The 22,837-nt window shown below is 38.3% G+C and carries 25 protein-coding genes, 1 tRNA gene and 1 riboswitch; of the genes, 5 read left to right on the forward strand and 21 right to left on the reverse strand.

Translation table 11 applies throughout. From position 1 onward, the window contains the following. Positions 1-54 precede the first annotated feature (54 nt). Positions 55-411 carry a winged helix-turn-helix transcriptional regulator gene (locus tag IGJ04_RS06350; RefSeq protein WP_002356348.1) on the forward strand — a complete coding sequence of 119 codons (357 nt, stop codon included), beginning with the start codon at positions 55-57 and terminating at the stop codon, positions 409-411. 92 nt (positions 412-503) lie between these two features. Here IGJ04_RS06350 and thiD read toward each other — a convergent pair whose 3' ends face one another. From thiD to galE, 8 genes are all read right to left on the reverse strand, one after another. Further along, a complete protein-coding gene (gene thiD, locus IGJ04_RS06355; RefSeq protein WP_002362487.1) occupies positions 504-1,334 on the reverse strand; it encodes a bifunctional hydroxymethylpyrimidine kinase/phosphomethylpyrimidine kinase in 831 nt (276 codons plus the stop codon). Beyond that, entirely contained in the window at positions 1,331-1,966 is a 636-nt protein-coding gene (gene thiE, locus IGJ04_RS06360; RefSeq protein ID WP_010707177.1) for a thiamine phosphate synthase, read from the reverse strand. Before thiE ends, thiD begins: the two co-directional genes overlap by 4 nt. After that, positions 1,963-2,781, reverse strand: coding sequence for a hydroxyethylthiazole kinase (locus tag IGJ04_RS06365; RefSeq protein ID WP_002397896.1), 819 nt, complete (start codon positions 2,779-2,781; stop codon positions 1,963-1,965). Before IGJ04_RS06365 ends, thiE begins: the two co-directional genes overlap by 4 nt. After that, complete coding sequence (thiW, locus tag IGJ04_RS06370; RefSeq protein WP_025190581.1) at positions 2,765-3,253, reverse strand: energy coupling factor transporter S component ThiW; 489 nt, start codon at positions 3,251-3,253, stop codon at positions 2,765-2,767. The genes IGJ04_RS06365 and thiW overlap by 17 nt, the downstream gene beginning before the upstream one ends. A gap of 140 nt (positions 3,254-3,393) precedes the next feature. Further along, positions 3,394-3,482, reverse strand: a riboswitch (TPP riboswitch). Between the two features lie 147 nt (positions 3,483-3,629). After that, the gene (locus IGJ04_RS06375) at positions 3,630-3,944 is read right to left on the reverse strand and encodes a YbaB/EbfC family nucleoid-associated protein (protein WP_002384048.1); all 315 of its coding nucleotides are present in this window, start codon (positions 3,942-3,944) and stop codon (positions 3,630-3,632) included. A 20-nt stretch (positions 3,945-3,964) separates the two neighbouring features. Then, positions 3,965-5,725 (reverse strand): DNA polymerase III subunit gamma/tau, encoded by a 1,761-nt coding sequence (dnaX, locus tag IGJ04_RS06380; protein ID WP_085443139.1) that lies wholly within the window; start codon positions 5,723-5,725, stop codon positions 3,965-3,967. Positions 5,726-5,796: 71 nt separating this feature from the next. Continuing rightward, a complete protein-coding gene (locus IGJ04_RS06385; RefSeq protein WP_161975140.1) occupies positions 5,797-7,047 on the reverse strand; it encodes a UDP-glucose--hexose-1-phosphate uridylyltransferase in 1,251 nt (416 codons plus the stop codon). Beyond that, on the reverse strand, positions 7,028-8,020 hold the full coding sequence (gene galE, locus IGJ04_RS06390) for a UDP-glucose 4-epimerase GalE (protein WP_002378649.1): 993 nt from the start codon (positions 8,018-8,020) through the stop codon (positions 7,028-7,030). The genes IGJ04_RS06385 and galE overlap by 20 nt, the downstream gene beginning before the upstream one ends. Positions 8,021-8,287: 267 nt before the next feature. On the opposite strand from galE, the gene IGJ04_RS06395 reads away from it, so the two are divergent. Continuing rightward, a complete protein-coding gene (locus IGJ04_RS06395) occupies positions 8,288-8,455 on the forward strand; it encodes a DUF3042 family protein (RefSeq protein WP_002356337.1) in 168 nt (55 codons plus the stop codon). A gap of 162 nt (positions 8,456-8,617) precedes the next feature. Here the strand turns inward: IGJ04_RS06395 and IGJ04_RS06400 are convergent, their stop codons facing one another. The 8 genes from IGJ04_RS06400 to IGJ04_RS06435 form a co-directional block, all read right to left on the reverse strand. Next, a complete protein-coding gene (locus IGJ04_RS06400; RefSeq protein ID WP_438840051.1) occupies positions 8,618-10,456 on the reverse strand; it encodes an FAD/NAD(P)-binding protein in 1,839 nt (612 codons plus the stop codon). A 13-nt stretch (positions 10,457-10,469) separates the two neighbouring features. After that, a complete protein-coding gene (locus IGJ04_RS06405) occupies positions 10,470-10,820 on the reverse strand; it encodes a DUF488 domain-containing protein (protein ID WP_002365077.1) in 351 nt (116 codons plus the stop codon). Between the two features lie 121 nt (positions 10,821-10,941). Next, the gene (locus IGJ04_RS06410) at positions 10,942-11,340 is read right to left on the reverse strand and encodes a rhodanese-like domain-containing protein (RefSeq protein WP_002356334.1); all 399 of its coding nucleotides are present in this window, start codon (positions 11,338-11,340) and stop codon (positions 10,942-10,944) included. A gap of 15 nt (positions 11,341-11,355) precedes the next feature. Then, positions 11,356-12,327 (reverse strand): ROK family glucokinase, encoded by a 972-nt coding sequence (locus tag IGJ04_RS06415; protein WP_002356333.1) that lies wholly within the window; start codon positions 12,325-12,327, stop codon positions 11,356-11,358. Continuing rightward, positions 12,328-12,546 (reverse strand): YqgQ family protein, encoded by a 219-nt coding sequence (locus tag IGJ04_RS06420; RefSeq protein WP_002356332.1) that lies wholly within the window; start codon positions 12,544-12,546, stop codon positions 12,328-12,330. It lies immediately after the preceding gene. Positions 12,547-12,563: 17 nt separating this feature from the next. Beyond that, positions 12,564-13,274 carry a rhomboid family intramembrane serine protease gene (locus tag IGJ04_RS06425; protein ID WP_002362481.1) on the reverse strand — a complete coding sequence of 237 codons (711 nt, stop codon included), beginning with the start codon at positions 13,272-13,274 and terminating at the stop codon, positions 12,564-12,566. 10 nt (positions 13,275-13,284) lie between these two features. Then, the gene (locus tag IGJ04_RS06430) at positions 13,285-13,827 is read right to left on the reverse strand and encodes a 5-formyltetrahydrofolate cyclo-ligase (protein ID WP_002384041.1); all 543 of its coding nucleotides are present in this window, start codon (positions 13,825-13,827) and stop codon (positions 13,285-13,287) included. An 87-nt stretch (positions 13,828-13,914) separates the two neighbouring features. Then, positions 13,915-14,685 (reverse strand): alpha/beta fold hydrolase, encoded by a 771-nt coding sequence (locus IGJ04_RS06435; RefSeq protein WP_010707173.1) that lies wholly within the window; start codon positions 14,683-14,685, stop codon positions 13,915-13,917. Positions 14,686-14,850: 165 nt separating this feature from the next. Between IGJ04_RS06435 and IGJ04_RS06440 the strand changes: the two genes are divergently transcribed. The 3 genes from IGJ04_RS06440 (at position 14,851) to IGJ04_RS06450 (ending at position 18,167) form a co-directional block, all read left to right on the forward strand. Beyond that, positions 14,851-15,426 (forward strand): DUF805 domain-containing protein, encoded by a 576-nt coding sequence (locus tag IGJ04_RS06440; protein WP_002356327.1) that lies wholly within the window; start codon positions 14,851-14,853, stop codon positions 15,424-15,426. Positions 15,427-15,516: 90 nt separating this feature from the next. After that, positions 15,517-17,082, forward strand: a complete 1,566-nt coding sequence (locus IGJ04_RS06445) for a hypothetical protein (RefSeq protein ID WP_438840052.1) — start codon at positions 15,517-15,519, stop codon at positions 17,080-17,082. Then, positions 17,034-18,167: a DUF4950 domain-containing protein gene (locus IGJ04_RS06450; protein ID WP_438840053.1), complete on the forward strand. Its 1,134-nt coding sequence runs from the start codon at positions 17,034-17,036 to the stop codon at positions 18,165-18,167. Before IGJ04_RS06445 ends, IGJ04_RS06450 begins: the two co-directional genes overlap by 49 nt. 259 nt (positions 18,168-18,426) lie before the next feature. On the opposite strand, the gene IGJ04_RS06455 is transcribed toward IGJ04_RS06450, so the two are convergent. The 5 genes from IGJ04_RS06455 to IGJ04_RS06475 all read right to left on the reverse strand — a co-directional run bounded on the left by IGJ04_RS06455 (position 18,427) and on the right by IGJ04_RS06475 (position 22,683). Continuing rightward, complete coding sequence (locus IGJ04_RS06455) at positions 18,427-19,491, reverse strand: FUSC family protein (RefSeq protein ID WP_002362350.1); 1,065 nt, start codon at positions 19,489-19,491, stop codon at positions 18,427-18,429. A 255-nt stretch (positions 19,492-19,746) separates the two neighbouring features. After that, on the reverse strand, positions 19,747-19,998 hold the full coding sequence (locus tag IGJ04_RS06460; RefSeq protein ID WP_010713122.1) for a hypothetical protein: 252 nt from the start codon (positions 19,996-19,998) through the stop codon (positions 19,747-19,749). Between the two features lie 89 nt (positions 19,999-20,087). Further along, a tRNA-Ser gene (locus IGJ04_RS06465) sits at positions 20,088-20,177 on the reverse strand. Positions 20,178-20,272: 95 nt separating this feature from the next. Continuing rightward, entirely contained in the window at positions 20,273-20,422 is a 150-nt protein-coding gene (gene rpmG / locus IGJ04_RS06470; protein ID WP_002356321.1) for a 50S ribosomal protein L33, read from the reverse strand. 125 nt (positions 20,423-20,547) lie between these two features. Next, complete coding sequence (locus tag IGJ04_RS06475) at positions 20,548-22,683, reverse strand: peptidoglycan D,D-transpeptidase FtsI family protein (protein ID WP_002359399.1); 2,136 nt, start codon at positions 22,681-22,683, stop codon at positions 20,548-20,550. Positions 22,684-22,837 lie beyond the last annotated feature (154 nt).

Raw genomic sequence — 22,837 nt, forward strand, 5'->3', positions numbered from 1 at the left:
AGGTACCTTTTAGTAACTTTTGTTTATTATCAATCTATTAAGGAGGAATGTTTTTTGGAAACTCGTACATATGCGATTGGTGTCGAAGCAACGATGGATGTTATTGGTGGCAAATGGAAGCCAATTATTCTGTGTAATTTACGGCACGGTGCCATGCGCCCCAGCGATTTAAAACGCGGCATTACTGGCATTAGTCAAAAAATGCTGACACAACAATTACGGGAACTCGAAGAAGACAACATTATCGAGCGGAAAGTTTACAACCAAGTTCCACCAAAAGTCGAATATTATTTAAGCGATTATGGTCAAAGCCTCTCTGCTGTCTTAGATAACTTATGTAATTGGGGAGAATCCCACGTGGCTCATTTGCAAGAACAAGGCCAAGAAATTTATTTAAAATGTGAAGATTAGTGAACAAAACGTTTATAAACTATATTAAGAGGGAACTTTAAGCTATTTAAAGCCTGGGGAAAAATCATTTTAGATTTTTCCCCAGGCTCTTCTTATGCTTTAATAACTTGAATATCTTGCGTTAATTGGGCCCAATGATTAGTAGGTCCGTGACCATGTCCAACAGAGATTGCTTGGCTAATGGCCCCTTGTATAAACTGTTTGCCAATCACAATCGCCGCTTCTAACGGCGTGCCTTTTGCTAATTCGGCTGCGATACACGCTGAAAAAGTATCTCCTGTTCCATGAGTATTTTTCGTTACAATTCGTGGTGCACTTAGCCAAAAGCTCGAACCGTCTTCCATTAACACATAATCAGCCGCTTGTTGATTTGTGCTATGTCCGCCTTTCATAATAATATTTTTTGTGCCCAATTGCTGTAATTTTTTTGCTGCGGTCTGCATTTCTTGTTCTGTCTTGATGGTCGTCTCTAGTAAAACTTCCGCTTCTGGTAAATTAGGTGTCACGACCGTTGCTAATGGCAACAGTTGCTCTTTAATCGTTTGAACTGCCTCGGCTTCTAACAAATGATGTCCACCTTTAGCCACCATTACAGGATCGACAATCAACGGACCAAAATCAACTTTCTGCAAATTGCGAACAACAGCTTCGACACGCTCACTATCTGCTAACATCCCCGTCTTCGCTGCCCCAATTTTAAAATCAGCCGCCAGTGATTGAAATTGTGCATCAATAAATGAACTAGGAATCGGTAAGCTATCTTGCACGCCATACGTATTTTGTGCCGTCAATGCAATGACAATATTTAAGCCAAATGCCTGCCGCGCTTGAAATGTTTTTAAATCTGCTTGCATGCCAGCTCCCCCACCAGAATCAGAACCAGCAATCGTGACTACTTGTGGGGTCAAATTATATTCGGTCATTTTCTCGCCTCCAACATTCGCTCCGTTACACGCATCAACCCTTGAACTTTCTCGGTTATCTGTTCAGCCAGCATAATTTCACTGACCAGTGAAACACCAGCCACTCCCGTTCCCATAAGTTGTTCTATATTCTCTTCTTTGATTCCACCAATCGCTACAACAGGAATCGTGACTGCTGCGGCAATTTCAGAAAGTGTCTGCAAAGAAGTTAACGGACTGTCCTTAGTCGTTGTGGGGAAAATTGCGCCCACGCCTAAATAATCGGCGCCCTCGTTTTCCGCTTCAACTCCTCGTGCCACCGTTTTGGCTGAAACACCTACGATTTTTGTGGACCCAACCAGTTTTCGCACAAGAGCAACCGGTAATTCATCATCCCCTATATGCACACCTGCCGCATCCACTGCCAAGCAAATATCGACACGATCATTAATAATCAACGGAATCTGATACGCATCTGTTATCGCTTTAACTTTCACTGCTAATTCGTAAAAGCGCCGTGTTGACACTTCCTTTTCGCGCAGTTGGACCAATGTCACTCCACTGCGACAAGCAGTTTCAATTCGTTTTAAAAATTCAGTATCACTAAAATCATACCGTCCTGTCACCAAATAAACTTTCAATTGTTCTCTCATAGCACTCGTCCTTTCACCGCCTCAAACCAATCCTTCTCCTTCATTAAAAGAGATAACTGATTTAACGTATTTTGGCGAAAATCGGCCAGCCCTTGGCTCTTAGTCTTGGCTTTTTCTCCGCAAAGATTAAAATAGCTCACTGCGGCTACTGCCGCAGTCATTGGCGCGTTGCCTTCACCTAATAAAGCGGCAACTAATGCGCCGACTAAATCGCCCGTGCCAGTGAAACAATCCAACTCAGGAACGCCATTTTGTAAGACAATCACTTGCTCTTGGCTAACCAAGACATCTTGAATCCCTGTTGCTAAAAATACCGTCTGGGGAAACTTTTGCGTTTGTTGACGTAAAGCCTGAATCAGTTCCTCAATTGCTTCTTCACTTTGATCCAAAGGGCTGCCATCCACTCCTCGGCCATGACTCACCAACTGGCAAAAAGTTCGCATTTCTGAAAGATTCCCTTTCACAACGGTTGGCTGATTGTGCACCAGCTTTTCCCCGACTTCATTTCGAATATCACTGGCGCCATAACCGACTAAATCGACTACGGTCGGTTTATTCACTTGCCGAGCATAATCACTAGCTGCTAACAAGCTTTGCTCTCGTTCTTGTGATAAATGGCCTAAATTCAAAACCAAGGCACTGGTTTGCTGAAACAACTGCGGAAATTCCCGGGGATCATCTGCCATAATGGGTTTAGCATCAATATAAAGTAATGCATTCGCCATAGACTCACACGTAATTTCATTCGTAATGCACTGAATTAATGGTGCCGTTGTTAGTGGAAAAATCGTTTCAAACTTAACGCTTGTTTTCATAAAAGTACCCTCCTAAAAATAATTCCTGTGTTTGTTTAAATACCCGAGTTTCTTTCAGTTTTGCTAAGACAAGCCAAGCAATCACTGAACCAATCAGTGTGGCACCAATAAATCGTGGTGTATAAATGAACCAATAAAAATTCTGCTTACTGCCAGTAAACCAAACCATTACAGGATAGGACAATAACGAGCCAATGATGCCTGTCCCAAAAATTTCCCCTAGCATCGACCAGCCTAATTTTTGTCCCCATTGATAAAATAAACCAGCAAAAAACGCGCCAAAAACGGCACCTGTTAACGCTAATGGCGGAATACCTAAGAATGTCATACGGATTAAGCCGCAGACAAGTGCCATGAGCGTTCCGTAAAGAGGACCTAATAAAACTCCGGCAATAATGTTCATGACACTGGACATAGGGGCCATTCCCTCAATTCGCATTAACGGCGATAATACAACGTCCATCGCAATCATTAAAGCCAGTAACGTAACTCTGTGGATTCGATTTTTTTCCACGTAAAAAAACTCCTTTCTGCGAGAAGCAAAAGGAGGCGCGACTGAAAAAGACAGAAAAACCCAACCACAAATAAACGTAGTTGGGTGCAATAATCGGTCAAAATTTCAAGACATTTCCCTGCGCCAGTCCTAACTGTTTCAGGTTCCATGGGTATAATCTCAGCTAATAGCACCCCAAATGTTTCTCTTCAATTGGCTTTAGTATAGCATAGTTTTTTGGAAGCGACTACTAAAATTGCCAAAGAGTTTTCCCTCAAAAATAGAAAAAACGTCATGCCCAAAAAGTTCGATTTTTTGGGCATGACGTTTTTCATACTTTCGTTGGTCTTATTATTTAGAATCCTGGCATTCCTTTGGTGTATTTACCTAAAGTTGCTTCGGTTTCTTTTTCAATTTTTACTAACGCATCGTTAACAGCCATAATGACTAAATCTTGTAGCATATCAACGTCTTCAGGATCAACCACGTCTTCTTTAATGATCAAATCTTTCATTGTGCGATCACCAGTAAATGTCGCTGTCACAAGTTGATTGGTGGCTTCACCGATAAATTCTTTTTCATTTAGCGCTTCTTGCGCTTTGGCCATTTCTTTTTGCATTTTTTGTACTTGTTTCATCATGCCTTGCATGTTGCCCATTCCTCGCATCATAATTCCTCGACTCCTTCATATTAATCATCTAGTACTTCGACAAGCTCTTCACCAAACATAGCGATTGCTTCATCTACTACTGGATTTTCTTGTGAATGTTCATTTGTTACAGGCGGTTCGTCCGCTAGACGAGCCATTTCATTTTCAGGTTCAGAATGATTCAAACTGCCCTGATTTTGGTTAATAAAACTTTGTCTTAGTTTTGGCCAGCTTTCTCTAGTAATGCAGACCATCTCTGGTGTATAGTCCATCAAACGGCTTAAATTATTATTGAAAGCTAACTGCATCTCTTCATCGTCTGTTGCACGAGCACAAACAATCTCATAGTCAAATGCCACCACGATGCCCTTAGGACTCGCTGCGACAGGTTCACTAGCTTTGAGCATCGCTCGTTGAGTCACAGATAATGTTTGCAGTAAGTCTTCCCAGACATTTTTCACATTCATTAAATGTGTTCTAGTCGCTTCGTTTAGGACTTGATATACCCGTTCTGTGGGTACGCGGAACGAACTTTTTGGCGCTTGTGGTCGTGCTTGTTGACGTGGCGCATCTGCTTCTTTGACAGCTACACCGTGTTTCTTTAATTCAGCCAGTTCTTTCTTCAGTTGCCCGATTTGATTTTGTAAATCTGCTAATTCTGGATTTCCCTCTGCACTACCATCTTGATTAGCTGTTTCTGGCGTGTTGTGTTTATTGGGTTGCACCGTTTTAGCTAATTTGACAGTGGCTACTTCCAGATAGATATTCGCATTGTTGGTAAAGCGGATCTCATTTTGTGTGTCACTTAAAATTTGGATTAGTTGGTAGATTTTTTCAGCAGGTGTTTGTGTAGCTAGTTCCTTAAATGCTTCTGTCAAAGTTCCTGCTTTTTCTGCTAATAACTTCGGTGCTTGCTGATACATCAGCAAATCTCGACAATATAATAACAAATCTTCTAAGAAACGACGCGCTTCTTTGCCTTCGCCTAAAATACTTTCCAAGCCTTCTAATGCTCGTTCAACATCACCGGCGACACAACACTGAATATAATGATCCATCATTTCATAGGTTAGGCTGCCTGTCACTTGCATTGCATCTTCCAGTGTTACTTTTTCATCACTAAATGAAATCGTTTGATCCAAGATACTCAAGGCATCTCGCATCCCACCTTCCGCAGCACGTCCAATCACATAAAGGGCTTGTTCCTCATAATCGAGAGCCATTTCCTGCATGATATGGGCCATATGATCGACGATATCTTGCGTACTAATTCGCTTAAAATCAAAGCGTTGCGTCCGTGAGATAATCGTTAACGGAATCTTGTGTGGTTCAGTCGTTGCTAAGATAAAAATAACATTTTGTGGCGGTTCTTCCAAGGTTTTTAAAAGTGCATTGAACGCGCCTGTTGATAGCATATGAACTTCATCAATAATATAAACTTTGTACTCGGCTTGTGTCGGTGCATACTTTGCTTTATCACGAATATCACGGATTTCTTCCACGCCATTATTACTCGCCGCATCAATTTCAATGACATCATTTAAACGACCTTCCGTAATGGCTACACAGGTTTCACAAACATTACAAGGTTCACCATCTTGACTATGTTTACAGTTAATCGCTTTAGCGAAAATTTTTGCGGCACTGGTTTTACCTGTACCACGAGGGCCAGTAAATAAATAGGCATGAGATGTTTTCTTTTGCACTATCGCATTTTTCAGTGTCTGAGTAATTGCTTTTTGTCCTACTACGTCATCGAAACGTTGTGAACGCCAGACCCGATAAAGTGCTTGATAAGCCATTTTTTACCCTCCCTTATTTTTCATTCTTATCTATTATACGTGATTTTTAGTCATTCGGCATCTTTTTTCTTTTAATGAGTCACTGGCGCAACCATTGCTAAAAAAGCCGCTTTTCCTTCACTTGTTTCTGCAAACGCACTGGCTTCTTTTAATCGCTGTTGATACGCTGAAGCGACAGTTTCAAGTGCCTGCGTTTTCTGGTTGTTCCAAGTCGTTAAACCTTGGACTTCTGCTAACGTTAACGAAGGCTTTGCTTGAGGTCGACTAAAAATTAAGTCCATGACATATAAAAGTTCTTTTCGTCGGGCAACGATTTGTATCTCATCCGTTGGCAGTTTTAGCATTTGCCATTGCTCAAAAATATCATTTGCGGCTTGGGCAACTTCTGACGCATTCGGTCCCTCTAGGCGAAATGTCGCAACTGGCCAATTCACCATTCCTGCGTTGATTAAAGGATAGTTAGCTAACTCAACATATTCTGAAATGCTCGCTTCGGCTAATGGAAATTGTTGCAAACCCGTTTGATAATAGACATGCTCATCTTGTTCAAAGTCAGCATCAATCCCAGCAAAATAATGAGGAAAGACCTCAACAATTTTCAACAATTGCTGAAAAGTCTTAATTGAACGTTTCGCTGCCTGATGTTTTTCAAACGCAATCACACCTTGTTGCTGATATTGTGCCTGTTTTACAAAGGAAAACCCCCAGCTTTCGCCATCTAAGTTCATTCGAATCACTCGATGGTTCGTAGTCGCAGGAAATTGCTGACTTCCCTGGTAGCCTTCTGTTGCCATGCACCATTCACAGCGGGGATAGCTTTGTGCAGAGAGCGTTGCTTTTGACGCCTCACCGTGGACCTTATTTGCTAAAAAATCACCATAGACTGTTGAAAAAACAACAGGTTCTTCCTGTTCAATGACCGTACCGTTTTTTTGACAAAGTTGGTAAAAATACTCGGTAGCCTCTTGTGGCTCTTTGGCATAATGTTGCGCAAAAAAAGCATTAACCACAGAAGGTGGCGGTGTCAACAAATCCATCAATTGCACCATGAACTGTTCTTTTTGTTGCTCTGTTTTTACAAGTTGATTGGCACTCGCAATTTGACACAATTGTTCCGCCAAATCAGCGGCGGGTGTTGCCACAGGCCGTATGTCTACTTCGCCTAATTCTTGTTCACCAATCATTGATAATAAACGATTCTGAAGATATAAGCGATCCAATTCCATCCAACCACCTGCTTGAATAGCAAGTGTGGTAAAATCGGCAATCATTTGACTCGTGGTCATCGCTTCATTCCTCCTATTACTTTTCTTGATATCCATGTGGATGAGCTTGGTGCCATTGCCAAGCGGTGGCGATAATGTCCTTGACCTCAGTTACTTCTGGTTGCCAGCCTAAAACTCGTTTGGCTTTTTCACTAGAAGCAATTAACGTACTAGGATCCCCTGCTCGGCGTGGCGCGATTGTCGCAGGAATTTCTTGGCCTGTCACTTCGCGAGCAGCATCTAACATTTCTTTAACAGAATAGCCGTTGTTGCTTCCCAGGTTAAAGACGTCACTTTCGCCGCCATTTTTCAAATATTCTAAAGCCAAAATATGTGCTGCAATCAAGTCTTCAATATAAACATAATCTCGAATGCACGTGCCATCTGGTGTATCATAATCATCCCCAAAAATACTTAGCTCTGCTCGTTGGCCTAATGCCACTTGTAAAATAATTGGCACAATATGCGTTTCTGGCGTGTGATCCTCACCAATTGAGGCATCTTTTTTTGCTCCCGCAACATTAAAATAACGCAAAGCAACATATTTCATTCCATAAGCGTTGTCGCACCATTTCATGATTTTTTCCATCATTAATTTACTTTCCCCATACGGGTTTTTAGGATTCGTTGGGGTTTCTTCTGTAATAGGCATTGCTTTTGGTTCGCCATAAGTGGCCGCTGTGGAAGAAAAAACAATGTGTTTCACTCCGAATTCTTGCATGACTTCCAAGGCAATTTGAGTGCCGTGAACATTGTTATTGAAATACATTAACGGTTGCTCCACGGATTCTCCTACTAAAGAATTGGCCGCAAAGTGCAACACCCCTTCAATTGATTCTTTTTCAAAGACACTACGTAAAAAAGCTTTATCACGAATATCGCCTTCATAGAAAGTCGCTTGTTCATGAACTGCTGAACGATGTCCCGTTAATAAATTATCAACAACCACAACGGCATATCCTTTTGAAATTAATTGATCGACGGCATGTGAGCCGATGTAGCCTGCGCCACCTAATACTAAAATAGACATAAATACGCTCCTTTTACTCTCTAATTTCTTTTTCTATTGTACCATTAAATAAGGTCTACTTCTGAATTATTTCATTTTGTAAACAGGATTTAATTTGGCCATTTCTCCTTATTCATTTTTCCTATAAAAATACAGAAAAGACTTGGTAAATTTTAACAAATCTCTAAATTAGTCGTAGAGTTTATGAAAAATCATTGTAACTATTGGATTTTTTTGCTTTTTTCCGTCATAATAGAAACAAATACAATTTGAAAGAAGGAATGAACGATGAAAAAATTTGTATCAGGTATGTTAGTCGGTACTGCTATCACAGTTGCTGCTTTAGCCGGTGTGGCTACAACTATTAAAAAAACAGTCATTGATCCAATTGAAGAAAAAGAAGATATGATTGAAGAAAACCGTAAAAAAGCGATGCGTAAACGTATTGCACGTTAAAAAATAGCTGTGACGTTGAGATAAAAAATCTAACGCCAAGAAATCAACAGAAGCGCTTCTGGCTCGGTTGATTCTCTTAAGCATAACAAGTGGTCATCCATCGCTTTGATGGATGACCACTTGTTATGCTTTCTTTTTTACCAAAGGAGCTGACTATTTTTCTTAACTATTAAAAATAGTGGCAGCAATCCGATCCATATCGCGCATATTCCAAGGATCCACACCAGGACGAGCTGCAGCGGCTGTTAACCAATGAATACCTTCTGTTGGAATACCACAACTAAAAAGGCCTGTCGCCACCTGTCCATCTTTTGTGATGACTTGATTCGTGGCAGGCACAATCAAGAGTGCACCTGTTTTGACTATTTGACCATCGGCTAATGCCAGTTGATGGAGCGTAGCTAGCTTATCGGCTAACAACTGCCTCGTTAAAGGATTCAAACTTTTTTCATTATTGACTTTGGGAATGCGCGCTTCAATTAAAAAGTGACTATTATACCGATTTTCCGGAAACAAATTAGCATAAGTAATAAATTGACCCGCTTTCATTTCGACACGCATTTCTGGCCCCAGAATCGTGACTAATCCCAGTTCAACTAACGCCTGTAGCTCTTCTGTTCTTTCAACAGAAGGTCCCACTGACAAAAAGGTATTCAACGGGGTAAACCAGTGCCACAACCACTTCTGACTCTCGTCATTCGTTAATAACCCTTCATCCAAGACAAAGCGAATCTGATCTCTTAAATCTTTTAAACTGTCTAAAGCAGTGGTCAAAGGACCGCTAAGATTGCCTTTCTCTGCTTCTTGAATATCCCATTTTAAATACTCTAGTAAAAACGAACGAAAACTTTCATGAGTGGTTTTCTTTGTTTCAGGATGTTCTAACGCTTGCCAATCAAACCAATCTTGTTTTTCAAAGTGGGCTAAGCTTTCCGGCGCTCCCTTGGTTTGAATAAACAGCTGTTGAAAGGCCTCTTTAGAAAGATGCGGATATTTTTCTTCGATTAAGCAAGTGTAATACACATATTCCACTTCTTTTTTTAAATACCCAAAAAACTCTGCACCTGTAACCTGTCCTTTTTTACGACATTCAGCTAAATAGGTTTCGGTTAAAAAAACAGGCTGATAGGTTTCCCCGTAACCTTTTTGATTAATCCCTCGAGGATGAGAAGGAAAACCGCGACCAGAACCAGCAATAATAATAGGCTCTCTTCCAGAAGGTTCATAACGTGAGCGGCCATTTTGACGAGAAAAAACACCCCCGCGGCCAATCGTCAAGGCAGATAAATAGTCAAAAAATGCCAAACCTAAGCCTTTTAACACAACGGGTTGTTTTGCAGGTATATTGGCAAGTGCCAATAAAGCATCCGCCGCATTTTTAGGAGAAGAATAAAACAAACGATGCTCCTTGGCGTAGTCCGCAAGCTCTTGTTCAACAGTCGTTAATTCATTTTCTTGGTGACCCAAAGCTAAAATTACTTTGTCTGCCGTAAACTCAATGGATTGAGTATACACATAATAGTTATCCTCTCCTGCCCGCACAGCAGTTACTGGCTCTTTAAAAAACGTCAGCGATGTTTGTTCGTTACATCGCGTGGCTAAATACGTATAAAACCATTTTTGATACATGCCATAAAAAGCCCTCGAGCAGTGATCATTCGGTCCAAGGCGATGACATTCTTTCAACAACTCAAGATAATTATAGGGTTGTTGCTGTTGAATGTACTGCGCAGCTTCTGTTTGGGTCCATTCATAGAGAGTGGGGCCCTTGACAATTGGTCCTTCGCCACTAAAAGATTCATCTGTAAATAAAGTGACTTGACTAATCAACGTGTTCATTAATAAATAATTAGGTTGCTCTGCTCGCCAAATTTTCCCACCTGGACCGTATGGATCAAACAATGTGAGCTGAACATTTATTTCCGTTTTACGAGCCCATTCAATGACTCGTTCTGCAGCTGATAAGCCTCTGGGTCCAGCACCTACAATTGCAATTTTCATCCAATCACCTACTCTATTTTTCTAATAATTCTTTTAAGACAACCGCTTGATTATGCACTGTATCTTTCGCCCCATAGACCAGCGTGACTACTGGCTGATTTTTTACAATCGTCTGTAACTGCTTAAACGCTGTGGCAGTTGGCTCATGTTTCAATTCTTCTTGGTATTTTTGTTTAAACTCGGGATATTTATTTACTTCATGATTAAACCATTTCCGTAGCTCTGTACTTGGGGCCACTTCTTTGAGCCATTCATCTAACTTTTCAGATTCCTTGGATTTTCCTCGTGGCCAAATACGGTCAACTAAAACACGGTAGCCATCTTGCTCTGTCGGTGCTTCATATGCTCGCTTGATTTGAATCATCTGCCTTCACCTCTTCTCTTTATTGTAGCTCAAAAAGTGAGGACTGACAAAAAGCAGCATCTCTATTAAACTTTCCTATACAAAAAGAGTTGGTCTCAATGAAGACCAACTCTTTTTGTTATTAACTATTTCTCTTTTTCACTTTCCCAGTCCAGCCATCATAGCCGCCTTTTAAAATATAAATATCAGTATAGCCATTTTTGCGTAATAAATTAGCTGCTCGGATACTTAAAGCTTTCTTCTGATCATAAAGATAAACAGGTTGATCCTTACGAAGAGAACCAATTGTTGTTTTTAACATGCTGTATGGCATGCTGCGCGCCCCTAAAATATGCCCAGCATCAAATGTATCTTTCTCACGAACGTCAATCACTTGTGCTTTACGCATTGTTTCTTTAAATTCTTCTTCCGTCAGCATTTTTGCTGAACGTTTCACCATAATTTTCAAATATAATTCATTGAATACCATCGCTAGTACAATAACTAGCAAAATGCCATTGATTACCCATAAAATACTCATTCTAAAAAGCCCTCTCTATTTCTCTTTTGAAAATTGTAATGCTAGTGAAGCGGCACCAATGACGCCGGCCTCATTACCTAGCTCTGCTAATTTGATTTTTGTACTATTTCGAACTTGCGGGAAGGTAAATTCTTGGAAATATTTTTCGACACGACTACGTAAAAATTCTCCTGCTGCAGAAACACCTCCACCGATAACCACGCTATCTGGATTTAACGTGTTACCTAAGTTTCCTGTGGCTAAGCCTAAATAGAAACAAACACGATCCACAACCATTAAAGCAAAATGATCGCCTTTTTCGGCAAATTCAAAAACGTCTTTACTTGAAACATCCTGTCCATCATCAATCGCTTGTTTCAGTTCAGAGTCACCTGCAAACTCTTCTGATAAATGACGTGCAACACGAACGACACCAGTGGCACTAGAAACAGTTTCTAAACAGCCACGTTTCCCACAGGTACAGTCAAAGCCGTTAGGATCAACCGTCACATGCCCAACTTCACCAGCACAGCCAGCAACACCGTGGAGCAATTCTCCCGCTGCAACAATGCCTCCGCCAACACCTGTTCCTAAAGTAATAAAAATCACGTCGGGATTGTTTTCCCCCGCGCCCTTCCAACGCTCACCTAAAGCGGCAACATTGGCATCATTATCTAATGCAAACGGAATTCCTAAAGCAGATTCGATTTGTTCTTTGACAGGCTGTACAGTCGTCCAGTTTAAATTATAGGCACCTACAACAGTTCCTTTTTCAATGTCGACACTTCCTGGTGTTCCCATACCAATTCCCACAAAATCTTCTTTTTTCATATTATAAAGATCTATACGGTGACGAATACTTTCAATAATTGATGGCACAATGTGCTTGCCATCTTCTAAAATATTCGTTTCAATACTCCATTTTTGTTGAACAACGCCATCGGTTGTTAAAATAGCAAATTTGATGGTCGTTCCACCTAAATCAATCCCAATAATCTTCTTATCCATTTAGTCGATTCCTTTCTGCTTCCCTCTAGATTCTTCTATTCGATGCTCTCTTTGCAAAATATGCCGGGCCTGTAAATACGTATCTCGGTCTACCAATTGACCTTCATACAATTTTTTTAATTCAATCATCATTAACTCAATATCATAAATCCGTGCACCGACATAAATATACATCCCAAACTGTTTAAAAAGTTGTTGTACATCATATAACGTTTCCATACGAAAACACTTCCTTATTATACAGGTAAACCGTATTTTTTAAAACCCAATAACAGACAAATTACGACAAGAAAAATAAAAATTAACGTGGCCATAATTCGCTCGTGCTTATTAAATGCTTCTTCACGATTTGGAACAGCAAAAGCCGTCGCTACTAATAGTCCACCGATTAGACCGCCAACATGACCCATCATATCTACAGAGCTACTAAACAAGTTAAATAACAAATTAATCACAATAAACATTGAATAGCGTTGCACCATATACATAATCGCTGGATTGTCTCTAAAATGGCGTCCTAAAATAACAAATGCGCCAAACAAACCAAAAAGCGCTGTACTAGCACCCGCTGAGACACTGTTGGGTGTCCCAAAGGCAAAACTGGCGATATTTCCAGCAATCCCACTCAATAAATAAATGCCCAAATAGCGCCAATGCCCATAAATTGCCTCAACCTGTGCGCCGATATAATAAAGAGTAACCATATTCAAAATAATATGCATAAACCCAATGTGAAGAAACATTGGCGTGATAAACCGCCAGTATTCATGATTTTGAGCTACCAGTGGACGAACCATTGCCCCCCAATTAACTAAGTTTAAAATATTTTCTGATCCTCCAGTTAATTCCAATCCAAGGAAAACAATGATTGAAATACCTAAAAGGGCATACGTAATGAACGGCTGATTTTTTAGCCGTTTCAATTTCATTTCTGTTTGATAATTCATTCCATTCCTCCTATTGTATAAATAATTGTTCGATTGGCTGATCAAACGCTTCTGGTTGCCATTGCTCATGAAGTTGTTCACTAAAAACTAAACTACATGAATGGCCCGAAAAATGTTCCAAATAACGATCATAAAAACCACCGCCGAAGCCTATTCGATAGCCAGCACGATTGAAAACAATCCCTGGCACAATCAATAAATCAATCGCTGTAGCTGTTATTTCTGCCGCTGTTAACGGAGGTTCTTCCACGCCAAATGCACTGGTGTCATAAACCGTCTCTGGAAAGACTTGATAAAAGTGCATTTTGCCTCCTTTAAATGTTCGCGGCACCGCCACTTGCTTGCTCTCTTGCATGGCCCGCTCGAAAATTGGCTGTGTTGATAATTCTAGCGGTAACGACCGAATCATTCCGATTGTTTGTGCTTGTTGCCATTGCTGACTAGCAAACAACTGTTCATAGAGACTTGATTCTTTATGTTGTTTAATTTCTGGATGTTGTTTTAGCCATTCTAGGGCAGTTAAGCCCACTTTTCTCAACTTGTTTTTCTCCATGTACACCTTCAACCCCTTTTCTGTTAAGTTTATAGAAAGTGTTCTTAAAAAACAAGCTGATTCCCCTTTTCTCTTTGAAAAATCCCGTTATTTTTCTAACGTTTTTGACGCTTCTTTAAAAAAGTCAGCAACCAAATCCATTGTTTCTCCTTTCACTAAATGCCGCTCACCGATTTCCGTTATAAATTGCGTATTTCTCGCATACGTTTTCCCAGACACTAATTGTTCAAAATCAGCCATGTCTTCATAGGGAATTTTTTCATCTTCCGTTCCATGCCAAAACAGCATCGGTCGTTCTTGTAGTCTTTCTGGCGTTTGTGATAAATCGTATTGATGTACCCAACTTAGCAACAGTGGCAAGTCTTTAGGTACAAAAATAGCAAATTCTTTCGCCCGTTGAATCACTCGCTGAATATAGCGCGCCGGATAGGGTGTTCCCATTAAGCAAGCAGCAGCTTGAATCTCAGGATGTTGGGTCATAAGAGCGCTAGTAGTAATACCGCCCATGGATACACCACCTACGCCAATCCAATTTTCTTTAATCAACCCTAATTTATGAAAATGATGGATAATTACTGGAAATTCAATTAAATTATATTGAATGCTACTCCAAAATGTAATCGAAGGAATCGTGGAAATAGGTCCTGTTTTTCTTTCTCCATGGTTCATGGCATCTGGTAAAATGACCCGAAACCCCTCGTGTGCTAATTTTCTTGCTTGTGTTAAAGATAATTCTTTAGCTGATTGCCAACCATGATAGTAAACAATTAAAGGTAATGCTTCGTTTTTTTGCTCTTCTGTTGTCACTTCTAATGCTGGAATTTTTGCTATGTAGCGATGTCTAATACTGATTTTCATTCATGATTCCTCCATTATAAAATATCTTCTCTTATTTTACCGTTTTTTGATAAAACCTGCTCTTTATATGATTTATCAAAAAAATCACAAAATATGCGAATTCGCATTTTCCTATTTTATTACTTTCCGTTATAATCATTTTATTAAATACAAAGGGGTGTTTTTATGGTTAAAATTGAGGAAAAAGGCAAAGTAACATTTGGACAAGCTTTTAAAGATTATTTTCGTGGATATGTTGATTTTAAAGGTCGGACCACACGTGCTGGTTATTGGTGGATGACATTGGTATTAAGCATTTTAGCACTTATTTTTTATATTGCCATTGTCGGCAAAGCCGTGTCAGCAATTTTAGCAGCTGAATATTTTGAAACCTATGATTTTGGGAACTTATTACCGTTGATGCTTTTTGCACTTGTTTTATGGTTAGCTTTATTATTACCAACGTGGGCAATGTGTGTCCGTCGGTATCGTGATGCTGGGATGACAGGTTGGGGCGTGCTTGTTTTATATCTACTTTCTATTGCCTGTAGCTATACACAAGTTTTCTCTGTTATGTCAACACTGAAATATGATGTTCAAACAGATACTGTGATAACAGGTGGCAGTCCCGTCTTCTTATTTTTCACTCTTGTGATTAGTCTGTTTTTCTTCTTACTAACAGTCTTACCGACAGATAAACTAACAACAACTAGCCAAAATAGCGTCTTACGCTTCTTCTTCCGTTACAAAGAAGTGAAGTAAGGAAAAGTTTTAAGCCTTTCTTTTAAAAGAAGGGCTTTTTTCTTATTTTAAAATCTTTATGATAAAATAAGAGCTAGTCTAGCTAAAAAAATGGAAGGAGAAAATATGGCTACTTTTAAACGGATTCTGAATCTAGAAAATTATATTTTTACTTTTTTTATTTTATTTGTCTTTTACGGCGCAATTAACTCTCCCTATTCTCTGGTAAAAATTCTTTGGGAAAAGCCTAAGCACTTGCTTGTTTTACTTCCTCTATTAATTATTCTATTGTTGATTATTTATAAAAACAAAAAATTTCTTTACACTAAGATTCAAGCGCTCTGGCACTTAATAAAAACCCATGATCGTGTGGTTATTATTGGTAGTTTGATCAGTTTATTTTTACTACAACTTTTACTCCTGACGCAGATTACTGTGCCGATTGGCTGGGATGTTTTTGACAACTTTCATAGTATTACCACTGAAAATAAGGATTATTCAAAAATCGTACTTTCTTTAAACCCCAATAACGAATTTTTCTTTTTCATGATGTATTACCTGAATAAATTTTTGCGTTTCATTGATGTAACAGAGAGCTGGAGCAATACTTGGTTTAGTTGGCAAGTGGTTAATTGCTTGTTTATTAATAGCAGTTTATTTCTCTTTTATCATGCCTCTAAGCGTGTCTTTAATCCATTAACGGCCTTCGTTGCTTACAGTTTATTTTTTCTTTCTTTCGGATTGTCTCCATGGTTACTCACGCCTTATACAGATACGGCCGTCTTATTGTTCATCAACCTAGTCTTTTTTGCATATAGCCTTTTTGACCAAGTTTCCCCTCCCTTCGTAAAATATTGTTTATTACTGTTTATTGGGATTGGCCTAGCTTGGTGTTTTTTAATGAAACCTTCGTCTATTATCTTTTTTATTGCATTTAGTTGTATCAAAGTGCTGCAACTTCTTTTAGTAAATCGGAACAAACAGTCTATCGTAAAATTAACCGTGGTTGCTCTCTTTTTACTGACTGGTTTCGCTAGCGCATATTATAGTTTTCAATTTTTTGTGGAAAAACAAACGATTACGGAAATCGATAAAGAACAAGCCAAACCTTGGACACTTTTTGTAATGATGGGTTTGACTGGAACTGGCGGTTACAATGATGCAGATACACAAGCAGTAAATCAGTTGCCTACACAAGAAGCCAAAAAAGCTTATACCATAAAAATGATTCAAGACCGTTTAAAAAATAAAGGATTCTTCGGTTATCTCCGTTTTCTGGCTCAAAAAAATCGTCATAATACTGCCAATGGTGATTTTGACTGGGGTTGGGATGGCGGTGATTTAATCCCAGAAACACCTTCTAAAAATCGTTGGCAAGAACACTTGCGGTCACTGTATTATCCGCAAAATCCCAAAAGTAACTATCTACGAATTTATATGCATTTTTTCTATTTACTCACATTACTAGGTCTATTGTTCAGTATCCCTCTAAAAGATTCAAAAAATAACTACGCGATTTTAAAATTAGCTTTCATTGGAGCTATTATGTATTTATTGCTCTTTGAAGGCGGCCGCTCTCGCTATCTAATCCAGTTTATGCCGTTTTGGTACTTGTTATCAGCGAGTGGTTGGCTGGGGTTGAGAGAGATTCGAAGATACAAAAAAACAGTAAAATAGAAAAGAGGATTGAGTTAAAAATGAAAAAAAGTTTACTGGGGTTGATTGTTTTTTTATCCTTACTGACCCTTACTTCTTGCAGAAATAAAGTGACCACAAAAGAGCTAATGGCAAACGAGTGGGCCGTAAACTCCAACGTTGATGAAGTAGTAATGATTGTATCATTCAGCGAAGATACCGCTACTTTCAAAATCAATACAGATGAACACACATCAACTGCAAAAAATGATTTGGAAAAAGCAGGCGAAGAATTAGGTAAACAAATTGCAAATAAAATAGAATACAAAGTCAAATACCATCTAAAAAACAATCAAATTCGTTGGGAAAATGAAGGAAAAGAAGTAGCTTACAAGATAAAAAAAGAAAAGCAAAATCTACTTTTCACTCCTACTAAGACAAACAATTCTGATAACCAAACAAAACTAGTTTTGAAACCTTACACAAAGAAAAGTATTGATTCTTCCACTCAAAAAGATAAAACGGAAGAAACCAACTCTAATTATCAAAACGTCTCATCTGAAACAAACCAATCTACCTCTTCATCTACTACTAAAGAACCGCTACCACAAGTTAGCTTAGCTGATTTTATAGGCGGTTGGGGTATTCCTCAAAGTGATAACTTATTTTTTATAAATGCTGACGGAACACTCACTAGCATAACTCAATCGAATGTTCCTCTTCAAAATGTAAGTTTTTCTGTGGATGAGAATGGTAATCAAACAATGACGTTTCTTTTGAATAATACGCCCCGAACAGTAACGAAAAATAATGATGGTACTTTAACTGTTAATGGACAAATATACACTTATCTAGGTAATATTACGTTGGAACAATTAATTGAAAGAAATAATCAAACTCAACAAGTTTTTGAACAATCTGAACAGCAACCACCACAAAACTCTGATTCTCGTGAACAAATACAAAATTCTAAATCAGACCAACCTATATACGACACGGTACGAAGTGGTGAAGGCGGGCGACAGTTAGCCGAAAGAAATGGTTTAACCTTAGAAGAATTATTAGCATTAAATCCAGGCATTGAAACTTCTGTTTTTTATCCTGGTCAGTCATTACGAATTAAATAGAAATTTAGGTATACTAATAGATAATAGTCTATAAAAGTAGAACTGGACCATCTACCATTTACTTTGGGATACCAGTTGATGGCAATCAGTTTGACGAAGTGGAACTAGACCTTGTACCTACTAGCTCAGCAAAAATTGCGACATTTGATATAGCAGTTGGGCATTGATTAACAGCATGCATATAATTTGATAATATGGAATATAAACAAAAATGTCTAAGGAGCCTAACATTCTTTCAAGAAAGAATGTTAGGCTCCTTTTATTCAGACAATTTCAGCCACTCTTTGCGATTGCAATAGGACATAGTTTTTACAAAGACAAAATGATAAAGCAAACCGTAAGCTAGCCCCAACATATTTAACAAAATTCTTAAGTAAAGACTTGTTTCTAGCCCAAATATCATAGAAGCTGCCATGATAGCACCAACACAATTAAAAATCGTTTTACTTTTATAAGATGTGCATAAGCCCAAACAAAGTCCTCCTAAAATACCAAGTAGGTTCGTTGGTATATAAAATAACAAGATAGCCGATACTAGAGAACCAATAACGACCCCTATTATTCGTTCTTTGGCTCGTTCAGACAATTTAAACGTATCATACCCAGAAAATAATGACGAACTAGCAAATGTTGCCCACATAAAGCGGTCAATCTGAAGGTGCGTTCCTATAAAAAGTAATAAGCTAATGCCTAAAGCGTAATAACCAAACCAAATATTTCTTTGATTAAAAAAACCATTTTCTGTAACCATCTGTATAAAAGTAATCTCTTGATCCAATTTTTTATGTTTCACATGATAAACAAAAGCTAAAAGTAAATAGGCAAACACTAATACAAAGAAAGTTTGTTCTAATTGCTGAAACGATTGATAGTGAACCGTGCCAACTAAATATAAGTAGGAGAACGTATACAAGCCCGGATTACCCATTTTAGGGTTTTTACCAGTTAAGAAAAACAATGCCAGCAAGCAGATAAAATGAAGACCCCATTGTAAAAATGATACAGAAATCAGTGAAATTAGTGGACTAACACCTAGAATTGTTAACACGATTCCTAAACTAAGCAAGGCCTGTTTTTCCCTGTAGCCATATGAGACGAAACGGATACTCAACAGCAAACAAAATAATACAATTGAAAAAGGCGCTACAGCTTTTCCAAAGAAAAAAGTAATCGTCGACACCCATAAAATCGCAAACGAAACTAATAAAATATCCCTTATTAACAAGGCGCGCCAAAAATATCTCCGCTGTTTTTTAGTGTCCGCTTGATGAATTTTTTGTTTTAAAATAAATGGATCTAACTGCAATAATTGATAAAAAGTCACCTAAAATCATCTCCTAAAAATCGACTCTTCTCAATTCATTATTCCAACTTTTCCTTCTATGAAATCATAAGAAAAGAAGTTGTGACGAACATTTTACTACAACTTTTTTTCTGAATCAATACATGCTTTATTTCTTAATTCAATACCTCTCCCGATACGATTTGCTTACTTCATAAAAAATAAGCCTAGAAAAAATCAAAACGATTAATTCTAGGCTCAAAATTAAATAACTGTTGAACAAAAGCTAGCACTTTTTTACATAAACTTTTCCAACAGATCCATTTCTTTTTCTAATTCTTTTTCATCATACTTATCATACTTACCAGCTTCGTGTGCAATTTTTTTAATCTCATGAATGGCTTTTTTTTCAACAATCCATTTCTTCATACTATGTTTTTTTGTATCCTCATCTAGCGAGTCCAACTCTTCTAAACTTGCATCCAATTTATTCAAAATGTCTGCAATTTTTGCTAATGCTTGCGCTTCTTTTTCTTCATAGTTTGACATAATAGACACCTCTTCTTAAGTATTTTTCTACTTTAAGTGTACGTCTCTGTCGTTTTATTTGCAACTAATAACTCAACTGCTTCTCGGTACGGAGGATAAGGGATTCGAACCCTTGCACGATGTTACTCGCCTAACGGTTTTCGAGACCGTCCCCTTCAGCCAAACTTGGGTAATCCTCCCTCTACATTCCATCTACAAATGAACATGTAATGAATCAATAGATAAAAAGCCTAGACCCTTACACAACAAGGATTCTAGGCTCTATCTAACTAAATTATTTAGTTTCACGGTGTAAAGTAACTTTTCTTTCACGTGGGCAATATTTTTGTTTTTCTAAACGATCAGGATTGTTACGTTTATTTTTATTTGTTAAGTAGTTACGTTCTTTACAAGAAGTACACTCTAAAGTGATGTTTACGCGCATGTTTTCCCCTCCTACTAATAATTGATCTTTCCAAGAGATTTCTTAGACTTGAATATCATACCATTTTTTTTGTCATTTGACTACCCTTTTGGGCAAATTTGTAAAGTAGAACTACTTTACAAATTTTATTTTTTGTACATTTCCATATACGCTTCTAAAACTTCTTTGGCAATCGTTTGATTTGGTTTGGAAGATTCATCATTTAAGTGTGGTAAAACAACGCTAATTGCAATTTCAGGATTTTCGTACGGCGCATAAGCCACCAAGTTACTATTAACCGTTGTATGGTTTACTCCATTAGCATCTGTTGCTTGCGTTTCGGCGGTCCCTGTTTTAGCAGCAATCGAAAACTTGTCTGATTTTAAACCACGTGCAGTTGTAAAAGGACTAGTTCCATTTACTACATTATAGAAACCTTGTTGAAGAATTCCTATCTGGTCTTCAGAAATATTCACCTTATTCAAAACTTTTGGTTCAATTTCTTTTAAAATTTTTCCTAAAGCTCCATTTTCATCATTGCCATAGATTCCTTCTACCACATGGGGTTGCACGCGGATGCCATTATTTGCGACAGTGGAAACGTACTGTGCTAATTGTAACGCGCTATAGGTATCATATTGTCCAAAAGATAGGTCAAGAAGATTACCGCCTTGTGGCGCAGAAGACGAATCCTTAAAGTCCTTGTTTTGAATTCCTGTTGTTTCTCCTGGTATATCAATTCCAGTTTTCGTTCCCATACCATATTCTGCAAAAGCTTTTCTTAATTCTTTAAAGACAGTGTCATCTCCTACTTCATAAGGGAAAATCATATTGGGATAATAATTCACACCCATCATTTTAAAGACTAATTTCATCATATAAGCATTCGAAGAATATTCTAACGCTTGCTCCGCAGTTAATTGCATGGTTGTTCCACCAGAAGCATTCCACCAAGAAGCTTTTGGATTACTACCTGCTAGTAAAATAGCTTCATCTGTTAAAACGTCATTGCCTTTAATGACGCCTGTTTCATAACCAGCTGTTAAAGTACCTGCTTTCACAACTGATCCAGGAACTTCAGAATTCAAAATAGGTGCTAAAGGATTAGGTGTGACTTCCCCAGTTGCTAAATCATGATGAAATCCGGACATCGCTAAAATAGCACCTGTTTGAGGGTTCATAGCAACGACATATGCATTTTCTGAGTATGGTCCAATGGTTTTGACTATTTGTGAATAGTTTCGTTGTAAAATTTCATCAACTTTGTTTTGGAAATTTGAATCAATCGTTAATTTTAAGTTGGAACCTTTTTCCCCTTTGGAAATTGGGGTTTGTGAAACAATCTTTCCGTTATTGTCTAAAACGACTTCTGATTTTGCTTTTTTACCTTGTAGAACGTCTTCATATTGTTTTTCTAAATAGCTAGTCCCAACACGGTCATTTCGTGCATAGCCTTTTTTCAAATATTCATCGACTTCTTCGGCTGGCAATCCTTGTTTTTCAGTTGAAACGGTGCCCAACAGGCTACGTAATGCACCACTTTGAGAATAATCACGCGTCCAATCAGTCCCTGTTGAAACACCAGATATTTCCGCTGTGTGTTCACCAATTGTCGCAATTTCACCTTCTGTTACCCCTTCATTCTTGATGAAGACCGTGTTCATTTGTGACGCGGCATTCATTCGTTTAAAAATCGTCACTGCTTGTAAGGTTCGGTCATCAAACGCAATTTCTTCAGGGGTGACTTTTTCAACGGCTTTGGCATATAATGTGCCTTCGTCCGTAATTTTGTTGCCTTTTTCATCTTCTTTATCTTGATCGGTTAAACGGGCTTGGGCTGCTTTTAAATTTTCAGGATTCGCTAACCAATAATCTTTTTTATCACGGTCCGTTAAGTTTGGATCAACTGGAACGTTAATAAGTTCGTTGACTTTATTCGCAATCGGTAAAATATCTTTTCCTTCAATATTTTTTCCTCGTGTGTAAGTGATTGCTAAATTGGCTTTGTTAGAAACCAAGACTTTTCCTTGTGAATCATAAATTTGTCCTCGAGGGGATGGTGTCGTGATTTGTAGTGAAGAATTGGCAGTGATTTTTTTGTTAAACTCTTCTCCTTCTACAATCTGTAAATACCCTAAACGGACAATTAATGAAACAAATAAAGTGAATATCACAAAAAATAATAAGTTCAATCGAAAAGGAATATGTGGCTTTCTACCTCGTTGACTCTTTGCTGCGGCATCTGTTTTTTTTATTTTATCTATAAATGAGTTTTTCTTCATACCTCTAGTCCCTTCACTAAAAAGTTTCGCATTCTCATTGTAACAAAAATTAGTCAAAAAATCAGGATTATTCCTAGCTCTAAGGAAATATTTAATTATTTTGTTGTTGAAAAAAGTCAAAAGGACTTCTGAATTCAGAAGTCCTTTTGACTTT

The organism is Enterococcus sp. AZ050 (assembly GCF_051715085.1).
Classification (GTDB): domain Bacteria; phylum Bacillota; class Bacilli; order Lactobacillales; family Enterococcaceae; genus Enterococcus; species Enterococcus faecalis.